The sequence below is a fragment of the Streptomyces sp. NPDC107546 genome (genome assembly GCF_055639175.1).
Window position 1 is genome coordinate 154,288 of record NZ_JBVKBA010000017.1, and the last position, 15,233, is coordinate 169,520.

Genomic DNA, 15,233 nt, shown 5'->3' on the forward strand with positions numbered 1-15,233 from the left:
CCGCCCTGGGCGGGTGCGGCCGCGCGCGCCCTCGGCGGCCTCGTGCCCATGACCTCTACCGCGGGCCCTGCGCCGATCGCACCGCCCGCCGTCAGTCCATCCGCTCCGCGACCGCTCCCCGCGGCCGTGGGCGTGCTCCACGCTGCCCTGACGCACGACGGAGTCCCACGACCGCGGCCGGAGGATCTCGGCCGCGCCCTGTTCGGAGAGGCTTTTCATGCCCCGGAAGTCCACCCGTCTCACCTTCGCGGTCCTCGCGACCGGTGCGGGCGTGTTCTCCATGTTGCAGTCACTGATCGCGCCGGCCCTGCCGACCGTCCAGCACGCGCTGCACACCTCGCAGTCCACCGCGACCTGGGTGATGACGGCGTACCTGCTGTCCGCCTCGGTCTGCACACCGATCCTCGGAAGGGTCGGCGACCTCGTCGGAAGGAAACGCACCCTCGTAGCGGTGCTGCTGACGCTGCTGGCCGGCTGTCTGCTCGCCGCGCTCGCGCCGAACATCGGCGTGCTGATCGTCGCCCGGGTCGTCCAGGGCGCCGGCGGCGCCCTGTTCCCGCTGTCGTTCGGCATCATCCGGGACGAGTTCGCCGCGGCCGAGGTGAGCGGCAGCATCAGCAACCTGTCCGCCGTGATCGCCGCCGGTGGCGGCGTGGGCATCGTGGCGGCCGGCCCCATCGTCTCCGCGCTCGACTACCGCTGGCTGTTCTGGATCCCGGTCGCCGTCGTCGCCGTCACCACGCTGATCGCCGCGCGCTTCGTGCCCGAGTCGCCGAGCCGGGCCGAGGGACGCGTCAACTGGCTGGGTGCCGTCCTGCTGTCCGCGTGGCTGGTGGCGCTGTTGCTGCCGCTCAGCCAGGCGACCAGGTGGGGCTGGGGATCGGCCCCGGTGATCGGTCTCTTCCTCGCCGCCGCCGTGCTGTTCGCGCTGTGGCTGTCGGCCGAGGCGCGTTCCCGCAGCCCGCTCATCGATCTGCGCGTCCTGCGGCTGCCCGCCGTGTGGACGACCAACGCCGTCGCGCTGCTGTTCGGCGCGGGCATGTACGCGATCTGGTCCTTCCTGCCCGCCTTCGTGCAGACGCCCCGCTCCGCCGGATACGGCTTCGGCGCGTCCGTCACCGCGTCCGGGCTGCTCATGCTGCCGATGCTGGTGGCCATGTTCGTCTCGGGCGTCCTGAGCGGCCGCCTGGAGCCGGTCGTGGGAGCCAAGGCGTTGCTCACGGCGGGGGCCGCCCTGGGTGCGGTCGCCTGCGGGTTCCTCACCCTGTGGCACGACGCGCAGTGGCAGGTGGCTCTCGTGGCGGGTGTGTTCGGCTTCGGCATCGGACTGGCCTTCGCCTCCATGGCCAACCTGATCGTCGGCAGCGTTCCGGCCGAGCAGACCGGTGCGGCGACCGGGATGAACGCCAACATCCGGACGATCGGCGGCTCCATCGGCGCGGCGGTCACCAGTGTGCTGGTGACGGGACGGTTGCAGCCGACGGGACTGCCGTACGGCTCCGGGTACACGCATGGCTTCGGTCTGCCGGCGGTGGTGTGCCTCGGCGCTGCGCTGGCCGCGTTGTCGGTGCCCGGCAGGCGCGCGTTGCGTAACACGGGTGCGCCGCGAGCCGCTTCGCGACCGGAGCGGGAGGCTGCCACGTCGGGTACGTGACGTTGCCCGGCGGGCAGCCGTCAAGTGCGGTGCCGGGGCCGCGCCGTGCCGACCAGCGGATGCTGCTCGGCGGGCAGTGCCTGAAGGAGGCCGCTCATGGCCCTCACCCCTCACCGCCGTCCGCCGCCACCTGCGCGAGTGTGCGTCCACTGCGGGCCGACCGGGCGCGGCGCGGGTCGGGCGTCCCGTGGCCGCCGGAGCCGGCACGCCCCGCCTTCACCAGCAGCCAGGCCTCCTGTTCGCCGCCCCTCTCGCCGCCGCGGAACCGGGTGAGCGCGTACTCGCCGTGCAGCTTCGACCCGACCAGCCGGAAGGTGGCGTGCCCGCGCTGAAGCGACTCCTCGAAGGGCACGGGGCGCCCGCGCCGGTCGTGGCTGAGCGGCTGATAGGTGCCGTGGTCCCAGACGATCACGGTGCCGCCCCCGTACTCGCCCGCAGGAATGACGCCCTCGAAGTCCTCGTAGTCCAGTGGATGGTCCTCGGTGGGCACGGCGAGCCGCTTGTCGCCGGGATCGGCGGACGGGCCCTTGGGGACGGACCAGGACTTGAGGACGTCGCCCACCTGGAGCCGGAAGTCGAAGTGCAGGGTGCTCGCGTCGTGGATCTGCACCACGAAGTGGGGCTCCGCGCCGGAGGCCGCCGTGTCGCCCCGGGGCTCGGCGGTCCGGTCGAAGTCACGTTTGCCGCGGTACTCCCGCAGCCGATCGCTGCCGCCCACGTCCGGCTCCTTCCGCCTCGGTCCCGGGGCCGAGTACCCCGCACGTCGGCGGAACCACCCGGTGGGTGTGAGCGGGTACCCTCCGAGACATGCGGATCTCCGTTTCCTCGGACATGGACGAACCCGTGGCCCGCAGCCTCGTCGCCGAACTGCGCGGCCGTGGCCACGAGGTACTCACACACGGTGCGCTGCGCGCCGGGGACGACCCGCAGTGGGCCGCGTGCTCCGAGGCGGCGGCCCGCGAGGTCGCCGACGGCACCTCCGACCAGGCGGTCGTGTGCTGCTGGACCGGCACCGGCGCGTCGATCGCCGCGAACAAGGTGCCGGGTGTGCGGGCGGCGCTGTGCACGGACGCGTACTCGGCGGGCGGTGCGCGCCGCTGGAACGACGCCAACGTGCTCGCGCTCAGCCTGCGCCTGACCTCCGAGCCGCTCCTGAAGGAGATCCTCGACGCCTGGTTCGCCGCCCGCCCCAGCGAGGACCCCGAGGACCGGGAGAACGTGGCGCGCATCGGCCGGCTCGACGGCCCGAGAGCCACCTCCTGACGACCTGAGGCGATGGCGCCGGTCAGCCGCCCGCGACCAGTTCCACGACCGGCTCCGCCATCATCGCGGCGGACGACTCCACCGCGACGCCGTCCCGCACGCTCCACAGCCACAGCACGTCCCGCCCGAACGACCACACCAGCGACGCCAGCGCGCACCCGACGACCCCCACGTTCGCCGCGTACGGCAGCAGGTCCGACGCGGCCACCAGCAGGGCGACGCCCTGCACCGCCGCCACCGTCTTGCGGGCCATGCTCGGCGGCAGTTCGCCGTTCAGCCAGGGCAGCACCCGGGCCGCCGCCACGAACACATACCGCATCGCGCCGATCAGCAGCACCCACGGGCCCAGCGCCATCGACACGTACACGCTCAGCACCAGGATCAGGAACGCGTCGACCTCCATGTCGAAACGCGCGCCCAGCGCCGACGACGTGCCCGTGCGGCGGGCCACCTTGCCGTCCACGCCGTCCAGGATCAGCGCCACCGTCGTGAGCCCCACGAACACCGTCACCGGCGGCGCGCTCTCGAACGAGTCCGCGACCAGCGCCGTCACCCCGCCCACCAGGATCGCGCGGCCCAGCGTCACCCGGTTGGCCGGGCCGAACGAGCTGAGCCGGGAACGCAGCACGGCCCGGGTGAGCACGGCCCAGGTGGCGAGCGCGAACGCCAGGCCCGCCAGCCAGCCGGCCGGGCCCATGCCGATCGCCGTGCCCAGCAAGGTCAGCAGCAGTACCTGCACGCCCGCCCCCACGGTCGTCTCCTGCTGCAAGAGCCTCGCCTCGTATGTGTGGTTCAGGGCCACCGCTCACCCTCCGGCCAAGTGACAGATTCGATCTTCGCCGCGTACCTTGTGCGCGACTTCTCGTAGCTGCGTACGTGGTGAAACGCCGGATCGTTCAGGGAGACGCACATGGACCTCACAGCTCGCGCCTTCTGGCTGCGCTCGCCGGGCCACGGGGAGCTGCGGGACGTGGAGCTGCCGAAGCCCGGCGACGGCGACGTGCTGGTGCGCGCGCTGTACTCCGGTGTCAGCCGCGGCACCGAGACCCTCGTCTTCCGCGGCGGTGTCCCTCAGAGCCAGCACGCCGCCATGCGCGCCCCCTTCCAGGAGGGCGACTTCCCGGCCCCCGTGAAGTACGGCTACCTGAGTGTCGGGCAGGTGGAGCAGGGACCGGACGAGTTGGTCGGGCGGACCGTCTTCTGCCTGTATCCGCACCAGAGCCGGTACGTCGTCCCTGTCTCGGCCGTCACCGTCGTCCCCGACGCCGTGCCCGCCCACCGCGCCATCCTGGCCGGCACCGTCGAGACCGCCGTCAACGCCCTGTGGGACGCGGGCCCGCAGCTCGGGGACCGGATCGCGGTCGTCGGCGGCGGCATGGTCGGATGCTCCGTCGCCGCCCTCCTCGCCCGCCACCCCGGCGTCCGCGTCCAGCTCGTCGACGCCGACCCGGAGCGCGCCCAGGCCGCCCGTGCGCTCGGTGTCGACTTCGCGCCGCCCGAGGAGGCCCTCGGCGACTGCGACCTCGTCGTCCACGCCAGCGCCAGTGAACAGGGGCTCGTACGCTCCCTGGAACTCCTCGCGCCCGAGGGCACCGTCGTCGAACTCAGTTGGTACGGCGACCGGCGCGTCACCCTGCCGCTCGGCGAGGCCTTCCACTCGCGCCGCCTCACGATTCGCAGCAGCCAGGTCGGCACCGTCTCGCCGCGCGCCCGCACCGGACGTGACTACGCCGACCGCATGGCCCTCGCCCTCGACCTGCTCGCCGACCCCGCGTTCGACGCGCTCGTCACCGGCGAGTCCGCCTTCGAAGACCTCCCCGACGTGCTGCCACGCCTCACCCGTGGTGAGCTCAAGGGGTTGTGCCACCGCATCCTGTATCCCGCCGACTGAGTCCCAGGGGCCCACAAGGCACCCCTGACCGCCCGAGTTGCCCGACCTTGGGGGAAACTCCCAAAGAACTTCCAAGGAACCTCCGAACAAGGAGAACGGGCAGCTGAACAACGCGGAGGGGTCAGCCGTACTACACGGCATGCCCCGGAGGGGGACCAGACGCACCGCACCTGGAGGGTCGTCCGTTGTTCAGCATCACCGTCCGCGATCACCTGATGGTCGCCCACAGCTTCCGTGGCGAGGTCTTCGGACCCGCGCAGCGCCTGCACGGAGCGACGTTCCTCGTGGACGCCACCTTCCGCCGCGCCGAGCTGGACGACGACAACATCGTCGTCGACATCGGACTGGCCACGCAGGAGCTGGGGGCGGTGGTGAGCGAGCTCAACTACCGCAACCTCGACAACGAGCCGGACTTCGCGAACATCAACACCTCGACGGAGTTCCTGGCCAAGGTGATCGCCGACCGCCTCGCCGAGCGGATCCACAAGGGTGCCCTGGGCGAGAGCGCCCGCGGCATCGCCGGCATCACCGTCACGTTGCACGAGTCGCACATCGCCTGGGCGAGTTACGAGCGTGCCCTGTGACCGACACGACCATCGAACACGCGTCCGTGAAGACCACCGGGCAGCAGGCCCAGCTCCGTCTCGGCTATGTGCCCGTGCAGAACACGGCCCTCAGGAACGCCGACATCATCCCCATGTCCCTGCGCACCGTGCACTTCGTGATGCCGGGCGGCGTCGACGACCCGGCCACGCCCAGCGGCGGCAACGCCTACGACCGCCGGATCTGTCTGGACCTGCCCGGCTTCGGCTGGCAGGTGGAAAGGCACCTGGTCGAGGGCTCCTGGCCCCGGCCCGGCGCGCAGGCGAGGGCCGAACTCGCCCGTACGCTGCGGGACCTGCCGGACGGCACCGTCGTCCTGCTCGACGGCCTGGTCGCCTGCGGCGTCCCCGAGATCGTCGTGCCCGAGGCCGAACGCCTCCGCCTCGGCGTTCTGGTGCACCTGCCGCTCGGCGACGAGACCGGTCTCGACCCCCGGGCCGCGGCCGACCTGGACGCCAAGGAGCGGTCCACCCTGAGGGCCGTGCCCGCCGTGATCGCCACCAGCGACTGGGCGGTGCGCCGGCTCGTCTCCCACCACGGGCTCGCCCCCGAGCGGGTCCATGTCGCCGCGCCCGGCGCCGACATCGCACCCCTCGCCCCCGGCACCGACGGCGTCTCCCGGCTGCTGTGCGTCGCCGCCGTGACCCCCCGCAAGGGGCAGCACCGGCTCATCGAGGCCCTCGCCACGGTCAAGGACCTGCCGTGGAGCTGCGCACTTGTCGGCGGGCTCGGCCACGACCCGCAGTACGTGGAGCGGCTGCGCGCCCTCATCGACGAACACGGCCTGGCCGACCGGCTGCACCTGGCCGGCCCGCGGTCCGGTGCCGAACTCGAGGCCAGCTACGCCTCCGCCGACCTCATGGTCCTCACCTCGTACGCCGAGACGTACGGCATGGCCGTCACCGAGGCCCTCGCGCGCGGCATCCCGGTCCTCGCCACCGATGTCGGCGGCCTGCCCGAGGCGGTGGGGCGCGCGCCGGACGGCGGGGTGCCCGGCATCCTCGTCCCGCCGGAGGACCCCGGCGCGATCGCCGCCGAGCTGCGCGGCTGGTTCGGCGAGGCGGACGTACGGCGCCGGCTCAAGGCCGCCGCGCGCGGCCGCCGGGCGGCACTGGACGGTTGGGCGACCACGGCACGCAGCCTGGCGGGTGTGCTGGGCCGGCTGCACGACCCTCGGAGGGCGGCATGAGTACGGGTACGACATCGGAGGCGGGGTCCGAGATGTCCACGGAACCGGGGCCCGGGGCGCTCCCCGCGATCCCCGCGCCCGGCGGCGGCGAAACCGAAGTGCCGCGATACGCCCCGCAGTGGCTGAGGCTGCGGGAGCCCGCCGACGCGCAGGCGCGGGCGCACGAACTGCTCGACCCGCTGCGGATCCGCCTCGCGAACCGGCCCCGGCACGGCACGGAGCTGATCGTGCACGACCTGGGCTGCGGCACCGGTTCCATGGGCCGCTGGCTCGCCCCGCTGCTGGATGGCCCCCAGCACTGGGTGCTCCACGACCGGGACCCCTACCTGCTGCACTTCGCCTCGGTGGGGGCGCCCCGCGCGGCGGCCGACGGCAGCCCGGTGACCGTCACCACCCAGCGCGGCGACATCGGACGGCTCACCCCGGACGCGCTGACCGGCGCGTCGCTGCTGACCGCCTCCGCGCTGCTGGACGTGCTCACCGCCGAGGAGATCGACACGCTCGCCCGGGCCTGCGTGGGTGCCGGCTGCCCGGCGCTGCTGACGCTGTCCGTCCTGGGCCGCGTGGAACTGACGCCCGAGCACCCCCTGGACCGGGAGATCGGCGAGGCGTTCAACGCCCACCAGCGGCGCGGTGACCTCCTCGGCCCCGACGCGGTGGGCGCGGCCTGCGAGGCCTTCGACCGGCTCGGCGCGAGCGTACGGGTCCATCCGAGCCCCTGGCGACTGGGCGCCCGGCAGCGGGAGTTGACGCAGGAGTGGCTGCGCGGCTGGGTCGGTGCGGCCGTGGAACAGCGCCCTGACCTCGCGCCCCGCGCAGAGACGTATCTGCGGGACCGCCTGGACGCCTGCGCGGCGGGCGATCTGCGCGTGACGGTCCACCACAGCGACGTACTGGTCCTGCCCCGCCCGACGGGAGGCGCGTGATGACGGCGCGGACGGCGGCCTTGGCGACGACGGCGGAGGACGTGCGCGTGACCGTGACGGAAACCGCCCCCGTGGCGGCCGCCGCCCACACCGAGGCACCCCCACGCCGCCGGGTCCTGCGCGCCCTGCGCACCCACTTCGGGACCCTCGCCGGGGCGCTCATCCTCGGGGTGCTGCTGTGGCGGCTCGGGACCGGGGTGCTGCTCGACGGGCTGCGGCGGATCGATGTGCCGACCCTTCTCGCCGGGCTCGGGATCGGAGTGCTGACCACCGTGTTCAGCGCCTGGCGCTGGTGCCGGGTCGCCCACGCGCTCGGCATCAGGCTGCCGTTCGGCGTCGCCGTCGCCGACTACTACCGCGCCCTGTTCCTCAACGCGGCGCTCCCCGGCGGCGTCCTCGGCGACGTGCACCGCGCGGTGCGGCACGGGCAGAGCGCCGGTGACGTCGGCCGCGGCGTCCGCGCCGTGGTCCTGGAACGCACCGCCGGCCAGATCGCCCTGGTGGCGGTAGGCGTACCGGTCCTGCTCACGCTGCCCTCGCCGGTGCTCACCCAGGCCCGCCATCTCGCCGGCCTGACGGCGCTCGCCACGCTCGGTGCGCTCGCCATCGTCGTGGCCGTCCGCATGGGCCGCGCCCCCCGCCCCTCCCGCAGGCGCCGGGCTCTCGGCGCCGCGCTCGCAGAGGCCCGCACCGCCCTGCTGGCGCGCGGGAGCTGGCCCTCCGTCCTGCTGTCGTCCGTCGTCGTGCTCGCCGGGCACCTGCTGATGTTCCTGGTGGCCGCGCGGGTAGCCGGATCGCACGCCTCCCCGGTCATGCTGCTGCCCCTGGCCCTGCTCGCGCTCATCGCGATGGGCCTGCCGCTGAACATCGGCGGCTTCGGCCCCCGGGAGGGCGCCACCGCCTGGGCCTTCGGCGCGGCGGGCCTCGGCGCGGACACCGGGCTGGGCGTCGCTGTCGTCTACGGCGTCCTCAGCTTCGTGGCGAGCCTGCCCGGCCTGCTCGTCCTGCTCGTCCGCTGGTACACGGGTCTGCGGCACCCGCGCACCGCGACGGAGAACGCCGCCGTGGAGGACCAGGCCCTCGCGGCACCCTCCCGGCCCCCCGTACCGGGCGCGGAGCGTACCCCCCACGCGCTCCGCGCCCCCCGTCCGCGCACCCGCCGTACCCGCTCCGCCCCCGCTCCCTTCCTGACGCGGGGTCACCGGCGATGTGTCACACCGTCCTCGTCGCCGTCCGAACCGACCAGGGAGAAATACGGCTCGAAGGACTCCGCGAGCGTCGCGAGCAACTGCTTCCCCTTCTCCGCGGAAGCCAGCGAAGGACGCCCGATGACACCGGACTCCGTATAGGCCGACATACCGAGGGTGAGCAGATGCCGCCGGTCGTCGGCGATGAAATCCGTGGTCTCGTAACCAGGCCTGACCAATTCGGGATGACAGTGCAGAAGAATGGAGGTCTCGATTTCCCCGGCATGCATGTCGCTGAGCAGCGAGGTGCGCACCCCGGCCCGTTCCCGGGCCGCCTCCCAGTCCTCCGGGGCCGGGAAAAGAGCCATCCGCACACCGCTGCCCGTGGAATCCCGGACGGCATTGCCCTCCTGGACGACATTGCCGAGGACGTAATTACCGCCGTGACCGTTGACCAGGACCAGGGCCTCCACGTCCGAGCGTTCGAGCGACGCGGCGATGTCCCGTACCACCGCATGGAGAGTGACGGAGGAGATGCTCACCGTTCCCGGCCACGCCGCGTGCTCGTGCGAGCAGGAGATCGTCACCGGAGGAAGGAGGTGAACCGGATACGCGGCGGCCAGCTCGTGGGCGATCGCGCAGGCGACCAGCGTGTCGGTCGCCAACGGAAGGTACGGACCGTGCTGTTCGAAACTGCCCACGGGAAGGACGGCCACCTGACGGTGCGCAGCCTCCGCCCGCTCCCGCACGTCCCGCGAGGTGTCCGACGGCAGCACACCCGCGGTGTGGCCCCCGGCAGTATCCGCAGTTCCCGAACCGCTCATCACTTCACGGCCTTTCGTCTCGTACCGCCTGCGCTTACCAGATAGGAATCAGATCATGACAGACATTGACGGCGTGCTCGGCGGGAATGCCCCCTCGGGAGTCACCCGGATCGCGAACGTGCCCACCGGGGTCACCCGAGTCGTGAATGCACCCCTGCCCACCAAGTACGGTGATTTCCAGGCCGTCGGCTACCTCGACCACGACCGCGGCGACGAACAAGTGGCGCTGGTGTACGGCGACATCGAGGAAGAGGGCATGCTCGTCCGCCTGCATTCCGAGTGCCTGACCGGGGACGCCTTCGGATCCACGCACTGCGAGTGCGGGCCCCAACTCTCCACCGCTCTCAGGCAGGTCGTGGCCGAGGGCCGCGGCATCGTCGTCTACCTGCGCGGCCACGAGGGCCGCGGCATCGGCCTGCTGGCCAAACTGCGCGCGATGAAGCTCCAGTCGGAGGGCCTGGACACCGTAGAGGCCAACCTCGCCCTCGGTCTGCCGGTGGACGCCCGCGACTACCGGGTCGCGGCGGAGATCCTGCACGACCTCGGCGTACGGTCCGTGCGCCTGCTCTCCAACAACCCGCGCAAGCGGGAGGCGCTGCTGCGGCACGGCATCAAGGTCGACGAGCAGGTGTCGCTGCTGATACCGCCGTGCGAGAACAACATCACCTACCTGCGCACCAAGCGGGAACGGCTCGACCACTACCTGCCGCACCTGGACGCGGTGGTGCAGTCCTCGTGAGCGGCCCGCGCGGCGGCCGTCCGGCGCCGGCCGCCGCGCATCCCGCCCCCCTCGGTCCACCGACCGCCGTGGCCACGGCCTCCCGCTGGGACCCGCCGTCGGCGAGATCCCGAGGGATCTGCTCCCCGGGCGCGTACCCTTCGTCGACGTCAGCCCCGTGAGCGTCGGACGCCTCGCCGCCGACGCCCCGCGCCCGGAGGTCAACCGCGTATGACCGCACTCCACCTGTGGCTCCGCCACGAGTCCCGTACCACCGAACGGCGCACACCGATCGTGCCGTCCGACGCCCGGCGCCTGGTCGAGAGCGGCGTGACCGTGACGGTCGAGGACTCCCCGCAGCGGGTGTTCCCGGCCGAGGCGTACGAGCAGGTGGGCTGCCGTGTCGCCGAGCCGGGCTCCTGGGTGTCGGCGCCGCCCGAGGCGGTGATCGCCGGCCTGAAGGAACTCCCCGACGGGCCTTCCGCGTTGGTCCACCGTCGCCTGTTCTTCGGGCACGCCTACAAGGGGCAGCCGGGCGCCGAGGCCCTGTTGCGCCGGTTCGTCTCCGGCGGTGGTGCCCTGCTGGACCTGGAGTACCTGGTGGACGAGGAGGGGCGGCGGCTCGTCGCGTTCGGCTACTGGGCCGGATACCTGGGCGCCGCCCTCGCCCTGCTCCAGCACCGGGGCCGGCTGACCGCGCCGCTGCGGCCGACGTCCAAGGAGGAGCTGGACGAACAGCTGCGCGCCGCCTCGGGCGAAGGGGTGCGGGCGCTGGTGATCGGCGCCCTCGGCCGCAGCGGGCGCGGCGCCCGGGTCGCGCTCGGCGTCGTGGGCGCCGACTCCACCTGCTGGGATCTGGCCGAGACCCGGAACCTGGACCGTCAGGCCCTGCTCGCCCACGAGCTGATGGTCAACACCGTCCTGACGACCCGGCCCGTACCGCCCTTCCTGACGGACAAGGACCTCGACGAACCCGGACGCCGGCTGCGCACCCTGTGCGACGTGACGGCCGACGTCGGCTCGCCCCTGAACCTCCTGCCGGTCTACGACAGCCCGACCGACTGGGACCACCCGGTACGCCGGCTGCGCGAGCACCCCGTGCTCGACCTCATCGCCATCGACAACCTCCCGTCCCTGCTGCCCCTGGAGGCCAGCACCGACTTCTCGGCCGCACTCACCCCGCTGCTGCTTGACTTCGAGGTGGGTGGCGCGTGGGGCCGCTGCCGGGAGCACTTCGACGCCGCGGTCCGGGCACTCGGAGCCGGGGGAGAGGAGCGGGGCGATGTCTGAGTCCTCCGCGTACGGGCCGGCCCGGGGCAGACCTGGCGGGGCCGCTACCTGCCGGATCTCGCAGCGGAACCGACGCTTTCCGGCAGGGCCTCGTGCACGAGCTGCTTCAGCTCCGGATACACCGTGTGCGAGCCGGTGGGCCGCAACTGGGTGAGGAACTGGACCGTCAGGTCGTGCTGCGGGTCCACCCAGAACGTGGTGGTGGCCACCCCGCTCCAGCCGAACGAGCCCCGCACCGCCGGGGACCGGGTGAGTTCCGGGTCGGTGACCACGGAGACGCCCAGGCCGAAACCGAGGCCCGCCTTGCCGGGCTCGCGGTGCACCCGGCTGCCGAACGACCGCAGATCGGCACCCCCCGGGAGGTGGTTGGAGGCCATCGCGGCGACCGTGTCGGGGGCCAGCAGCCGGGTGCCGTCCAGTTCGCCGCCGCGGCGCAGGAACTCCATGAAGCGGTGGTAGTCGTACGCCGAGGCCACCATGCCCCCGCTGCCCGAGAGAAGCCGGGGCCGTCCGCGCAGCGGCAGGCCCGGAATCGGCGTGATGCCGCCGCTCTCCGTCTCGCCGTACAGCTCCGCGAGGCGCGGCGCCCGGTCCTCGGTGACGTGCAGGCCCGCGTCCTCCATGCCCAGCGGCCCGAAGACCCGTTCGGCGAGGAAGGCGTCCAGGTCCTGGCCCGAGGCGACCTCGACGAGCCGGCCCAGGACGTTGGTCGCCACCGAGTAGTTCCACCGCGTGCCCGGCTCGAACTGCAGCGGCAGCCGCGCGTACACTTCGCAGGTCTGGGCGAGATCCGTGCCGGGCACCACGGACGAGTCGATGCCCGCCTCCCGGTACAGCGCGTCCACGGGATGCGTGTGGTAGAAGCCGAACGTCAGGCCGGCCGTGTGCGTGAGCAGATGGCGGACCAGGATGGGCCGCTGCGCGGGGCGGGTCCGGACGGCCGGGCCGGTGCCGTCGACGTATACCCGCGGTTCGGCGAACGCCGGCAGGAAGTCGGCGACGGGCGTGTCCAGCCCGAAGCGGCCCTCCTCCATCAGGATCAGCGCGGCGACGGACGTGACCGGTTTGGTCATCGAGTACATCCGCCACAAGGTGTCGCTCTCCACCGCGAGCCGCTCGGCGACGTCGCGGTGGCCGTACGTGGTCAGGTGGGCTATGCGGCCGTGCCGGGAGAGGGCCACCAGGTAACCGGGCAGCCGGCCGTCGTCCACCTGGTGTGCGAAGTGCTGGTCGAGGCGGGCCAGCGCCTTCGGGTCGAGGCCGACCTCCTCCGGCTCGACCTCCTGCCGCAGGTGTCCCATCGTTCTCCTCCGGTCTCTCCCGGTGCGGTCCCCGGCTCCCGGGGCCAACCTTTCATGCTCCGCCACGGACCGGGGCCGGTCCCTCCTGGCGGAGCGGTCCGCCCCGGGGCGAGGCAGGCACCGTCCTGCAGCGGGTAACTGCTCACTACCCAGCTGGTGCCGACTGCCACCCCGATCGGGAATGCGCAGCCAGGCCCGGGGAGTTGACCCGGATATGACTCAGGACGGGACACAGAACGCGCTGCTCGCGCTGCTCTCCGAAGGCCGCGGCGGGGTGCTGGTCACCCTCAAGCGGGACGGTCGGCCCCAGCTGTCGAACGTCAGCCACGCCTATGACCCCGGCGAGCGGGTCATCCGGGTCTCGATCACCGACGACCGCGCCAAGACCCGCAATCTTCGCCGGGACCCCAGGGCCTCCTACCACGTCACGAGCGCCGACCGGCGGGCGTACACGGTCGTCGAGGGCACCGCCGAGCTCTCGCCCGTCGCGCAGGACCCGTACGACGCGACGGTCGAGGAGCTCATCCGGCTCTACCGCGACGTCCTGGGCGAGCACCCCGACTGGGACGAGTACCGCGCCGCCATGGTCCGCGACCGCCGCCTCGTGCTGCGCCTGCACGTCGAGCGCGCGTACGGCATCCCCAAGGGGGCGAACCTGGGCTGACCCCGGAACGGCCTGCGGGGCTAACCCTGGAGGCCCTCCTCGGTGCGTGACTCGATCGCGCGCAGGACGGCCACCATGTCCTCGTGGCCGTGGCCCAGCGTCACGGTCTCCTCGAACAGGGCGTGGCAGACGTCGAGCAGCGGGGAGGCGACCCCCGCTTTGCGAGCGGCCTCGGCGATCAGCCGGTTGTTCTTCAGGACGTCGTGGGCCGCCGCCTGCACCGTGAAGTCGCGGGCGTACAGTTTCGGCGCCTTCATACGGGACACCCCGCTGGCCATCGGGCCCGCGTCCAGGACGTCCAGGAAGAGCCGCCGGTCCAGGCCGTGCCGGTCCGCGAAGTGGTACGCCTCCGACAGCCCGGTCACCAGCGTGATCAGGAACAGGTTGACCGAGAGCTTCATCAGCAGGGCGTTCGGGGCGGCACCGCAGACGAACGTCTCCCGGCACAGGGGTGCCAGCAGCGGCCGTACGACCTCCACGGCCGACTCTTCCCCGGCCAGCATCGCCACCAGCTGCCCGTTCTCCGCGGGCACCCTGGACCCGGAGACCGGCGCCTCGACATAGCGCCCGCCCGCCGCGCGCACATCGGCCTCGAGGGCGCGCGAGTATCCGGGCGACGTCGTGCCCATGTGGACCACGATGCGTCCGGCGACGCGGGCCGCGAAGTCCGGGGTGCCGCGGCCCAGGGTGGCGTCGATCGCGAGGTCGTCGGCCAGCATGAGGATCACGACGTCCGTCCGCGCGAACACCTCGGCGGGATCCGCCGCCACCTCGGCGTCGGCCGCGCGCAGCGGATCGGTGCGGGCGGCCGTGCGGTTCCACACCAGGAGCGGGGTGCCGGCCCGGGCCAGCCGGAGCGCCATCGGCTGACCCATGACCCCGAGACCGATGAAGCCGACGTCCATGGGGACCGCCCTCCCTGCGAGGCGCCGTCACGAGTTATGACAGCGGTCATAGTAGCGGGCCTTATGACACCGGTCATAGGGTGGGTGCCGAAGTGTCGAGACGGAGGTCACGATGGCGGTGTCCGAGCGCGGGCCACGCGAGCGGATGGTCTTCAGCGCGGCCCAGCTGATCCGGCGCGACGGCGTCAGCGCGACCGGCATGCGCGACGTCGCCGCGCACGCGCGGGCGCCGCGCGGCTCGCTGCAGCACTACTTCCCCGGCGGCAAGGAACAGCTCGTCAACGAGGCGGTGCAGTGGGCCGGCAGGTACGCCGCCAAGCGGATCGCCCGCTTCCGCGCTTCGATGGCCGAGCCGACACCGAGCGGGCTGTTCGCCGAGATGGTCCGGCAGTGGACGGACGAATACGCCAGAACCGGCTTCGAGGGCGGCTGCCCGGTGGCCGCGGCGGCCGTGGACTGCGCACAGTCCACCGACTCCACGCGCGCGGCGGCCGCAGCGGCGTTCGCCGACTGGACGCGCCCGGTCGCCGAGGCGCTGACGGACATGGGAGTCCCGGCGGCCCGGGCGGAACCGCTCGCGACGCTCATGATCAGCGCCCTGGAGGGCGCCCTGCTGATCGCCCGCGCCGAACGGGACGACCGGGCCCTGACGACCGTGGTGGGGGAACTCGGACCGCTGCTCGACGCGAGCGTCGACAACGGCACCACCGGGCAGTCCTGGAACTAGGCGCTGTTTCTCGGATCTCCCTCCGCGAGTGAGGTGTTGGGGGCAGGCTGACTGCATGGGACGCGGAGACCTGACGAACGCAGAGTGGGAG

15 protein-coding genes and 2 pseudogenes are annotated in these 15,233 nt (G+C 72.8%); 12 read left to right on the forward strand and 5 right to left on the reverse strand.

All coding sequences use genetic code 11. The features are described from left to right. Positions 1 to 217: 217 nt before the first annotated feature. A complete protein-coding gene (locus ACZ7L1_RS24620) occupies positions 218 to 1,654 on the forward strand; it encodes an MFS transporter (protein ID WP_471440168.1) in 1,437 nt (478 codons plus the stop codon). Positions 1,655 to 1,757: 103 nt separating this feature from the next. Here ACZ7L1_RS24620 and ACZ7L1_RS24625 read toward each other — a convergent pair whose 3' ends face one another. Then, a complete protein-coding gene (locus tag ACZ7L1_RS24625; RefSeq protein WP_471440170.1) occupies positions 1,758 to 2,372 on the reverse strand; it encodes a DNA polymerase ligase N-terminal domain-containing protein in 615 nt (204 codons plus the stop codon). 89 nt (positions 2,373 to 2,461) lie between these two features. Between ACZ7L1_RS24625 and ACZ7L1_RS24630 the strand changes: the two genes are divergently transcribed. Continuing rightward, positions 2,462 to 2,917, forward strand: coding sequence for an RpiB/LacA/LacB family sugar-phosphate isomerase (locus tag ACZ7L1_RS24630; RefSeq protein ID WP_471440171.1), 456 nt, complete (start codon positions 2,462 to 2,464; stop codon positions 2,915 to 2,917). A 22-nt stretch (positions 2,918 to 2,939) separates the two neighbouring features. Here ACZ7L1_RS24630 and ACZ7L1_RS24635 read toward each other — a convergent pair whose 3' ends face one another. After that, complete coding sequence (locus ACZ7L1_RS24635) at positions 2,940 to 3,719, reverse strand: CDP-alcohol phosphatidyltransferase family protein (RefSeq protein ID WP_471440173.1); 780 nt, start codon at positions 3,717 to 3,719, stop codon at positions 2,940 to 2,942. A 108-nt stretch (positions 3,720 to 3,827) separates the two neighbouring features. Between ACZ7L1_RS24635 and ACZ7L1_RS24640 the strand changes: the two genes are divergently transcribed. The 5 genes and pseudogenes from ACZ7L1_RS24640 to ACZ7L1_RS24660 form a co-directional block, all read left to right on the forward strand. After that, on the forward strand, positions 3,828 to 4,808 hold the full coding sequence (locus ACZ7L1_RS24640) for a zinc-dependent alcohol dehydrogenase (protein WP_471440175.1): 981 nt from the start codon (positions 3,828 to 3,830) through the stop codon (positions 4,806 to 4,808). 185 nt (positions 4,809 to 4,993) lie between these two features. Continuing rightward, positions 4,994 to 5,392 carry a 6-pyruvoyl trahydropterin synthase family protein gene (locus ACZ7L1_RS24645; protein ID WP_388566558.1) on the forward strand — a complete coding sequence of 133 codons (399 nt, stop codon included), beginning with the start codon at positions 4,994 to 4,996 and terminating at the stop codon, positions 5,390 to 5,392. After that, positions 5,389 to 6,600 (forward strand): glycosyltransferase family 4 protein, encoded by a 1,212-nt coding sequence (locus ACZ7L1_RS24650; protein WP_471440178.1) that lies wholly within the window; start codon positions 5,389 to 5,391, stop codon positions 6,598 to 6,600. Before ACZ7L1_RS24645 ends, ACZ7L1_RS24650 begins: the two co-directional genes overlap by 4 nt. A 32-nt stretch (positions 6,601 to 6,632) precedes the next feature. Further along, on the forward strand, positions 6,633 to 7,526 hold the full coding sequence (locus ACZ7L1_RS24655) for a class I SAM-dependent methyltransferase (RefSeq protein WP_471440180.1): 894 nt from the start codon (positions 6,633 to 6,635) through the stop codon (positions 7,524 to 7,526). After that, positions 7,526 to 8,509 (forward strand): annotated as a pseudogene (locus ACZ7L1_RS24660) (lysylphosphatidylglycerol synthase transmembrane domain-containing protein); the annotation flags it as partial. The gene ACZ7L1_RS24655 and the pseudogene ACZ7L1_RS24660, both read left to right, overlap by 1 nt. 215 nt (positions 8,510 to 8,724) lie before the next feature. On the opposite strand, the gene ACZ7L1_RS24665 reads toward ACZ7L1_RS24660, so the two are convergent. Then, positions 8,725 to 9,537, reverse strand: coding sequence for a creatininase family protein (locus ACZ7L1_RS24665; protein ID WP_471440182.1), 813 nt, complete (start codon positions 9,535 to 9,537; stop codon positions 8,725 to 8,727). Between the two features lie 55 nt (positions 9,538 to 9,592). Between ACZ7L1_RS24665 and ribA the strand changes: the two genes are divergently transcribed. The 3 genes and pseudogenes from ribA (at position 9,593) to ACZ7L1_RS24680 (ending at position 11,545) form a co-directional block, all read left to right on the forward strand. Further along, the gene (gene ribA, locus ACZ7L1_RS24670; protein ID WP_388989837.1) at positions 9,593 to 10,276 is read left to right on the forward strand and encodes a GTP cyclohydrolase II; all 684 of its coding nucleotides are present in this window, start codon (positions 9,593 to 9,595) and stop codon (positions 10,274 to 10,276) included. Between the two features lie 64 nt (positions 10,277 to 10,340). After that, positions 10,341 to 10,490 (forward strand): annotated as a pseudogene (locus ACZ7L1_RS24675) (sarcosine oxidase subunit beta); the annotation flags it as partial. Beyond that, positions 10,487 to 11,545 carry a saccharopine dehydrogenase gene (locus tag ACZ7L1_RS24680; protein ID WP_471440184.1) on the forward strand — a complete coding sequence of 353 codons (1,059 nt, stop codon included), beginning with the start codon at positions 10,487 to 10,489 and terminating at the stop codon, positions 11,543 to 11,545. The pseudogene ACZ7L1_RS24675 and the gene ACZ7L1_RS24680, both read left to right, overlap by 4 nt. 44 nt (positions 11,546 to 11,589) lie before the next feature. Here ACZ7L1_RS24680 and ACZ7L1_RS24685 read toward each other — a convergent pair whose 3' ends face one another. Next, the gene (locus ACZ7L1_RS24685; protein ID WP_471440185.1) at positions 11,590 to 12,846 is read right to left on the reverse strand and encodes a serine hydrolase domain-containing protein; all 1,257 of its coding nucleotides are present in this window, start codon (positions 12,844 to 12,846) and stop codon (positions 11,590 to 11,592) included. A 214-nt stretch (positions 12,847 to 13,060) separates the two neighbouring features. Between ACZ7L1_RS24685 and ACZ7L1_RS24690 the strand changes: the two genes are divergently transcribed. Then, complete coding sequence (locus tag ACZ7L1_RS24690; protein ID WP_471440186.1) at positions 13,061 to 13,510, forward strand: PPOX class F420-dependent oxidoreductase; 450 nt, start codon at positions 13,061 to 13,063, stop codon at positions 13,508 to 13,510. Positions 13,511 to 13,530: 20 nt separating this feature from the next. Here the strand turns inward: ACZ7L1_RS24690 and ACZ7L1_RS24695 are convergent, their stop codons facing one another. Further along, complete coding sequence (locus ACZ7L1_RS24695; protein WP_471440187.1) at positions 13,531 to 14,415, reverse strand: NAD(P)-dependent oxidoreductase; 885 nt, start codon at positions 14,413 to 14,415, stop codon at positions 13,531 to 13,533. 112 nt (positions 14,416 to 14,527) lie between these two features. On the opposite strand from ACZ7L1_RS24695, the gene ACZ7L1_RS24700 reads away from it, so the two are divergent. Beyond that, positions 14,528 to 15,142 (forward strand): TetR/AcrR family transcriptional regulator, encoded by a 615-nt coding sequence (locus tag ACZ7L1_RS24700; protein WP_471440188.1) that lies wholly within the window; start codon positions 14,528 to 14,530, stop codon positions 15,140 to 15,142. The last annotated feature ends 91 nt before the right edge of the window (positions 15,143 to 15,233 follow it).

What these genes read in the sequence shown, in the direction of transcription:
- ACZ7L1_RS24620 (WP_471440168.1), top strand. Translation starts at nt 218, where the DNA reads ATGCCCCGGAAGTCCACCCGTCTCACCTTCGCGGTCCTCGCGACCGGT.
- ACZ7L1_RS24665 (WP_471440182.1), bottom strand. Translation starts at nt 9,537, where the DNA reads ATGAGCGGTTCGGGAACTGCGGATACTGCCGGGGGCCACACCGCGGGT.
- ACZ7L1_RS24690 (WP_471440186.1), top strand. Translation starts at nt 13,061, where the DNA reads ATGACTCAGGACGGGACACAGAACGCGCTGCTCGCGCTGCTCTCCGAA.
- ACZ7L1_RS24695 (WP_471440187.1), bottom strand. Translation starts at nt 14,415, where the DNA reads ATGGACGTCGGCTTCATCGGTCTCGGGGTCATGGGTCAGCCGATGGCG.
- ACZ7L1_RS24655 (WP_471440180.1), top strand. Translation starts at nt 6,633, where the DNA reads ATGTCCACGGAACCGGGGCCCGGGGCGCTCCCCGCGATCCCCGCGCCC.
- ACZ7L1_RS24680 (WP_471440184.1), top strand. Translation starts at nt 10,487, where the DNA reads ATGACCGCACTCCACCTGTGGCTCCGCCACGAGTCCCGTACCACCGAA.
- ACZ7L1_RS24640 (WP_471440175.1), top strand. Translation starts at nt 3,828, where the DNA reads ATGGACCTCACAGCTCGCGCCTTCTGGCTGCGCTCGCCGGGCCACGGG.
- ACZ7L1_RS24630 (WP_471440171.1), top strand. Translation starts at nt 2,462, where the DNA reads ATGCGGATCTCCGTTTCCTCGGACATGGACGAACCCGTGGCCCGCAGC.
- ribA (WP_388989837.1), top strand. Translation starts at nt 9,593, where the DNA reads ATGACAGACATTGACGGCGTGCTCGGCGGGAATGCCCCCTCGGGAGTC.
- ACZ7L1_RS24685 (WP_471440185.1), bottom strand. Translation starts at nt 12,846, where the DNA reads ATGGGACACCTGCGGCAGGAGGTCGAGCCGGAGGAGGTCGGCCTCGAC.
- ACZ7L1_RS24700 (WP_471440188.1), top strand. Translation starts at nt 14,528, where the DNA reads ATGGCGGTGTCCGAGCGCGGGCCACGCGAGCGGATGGTCTTCAGCGCG.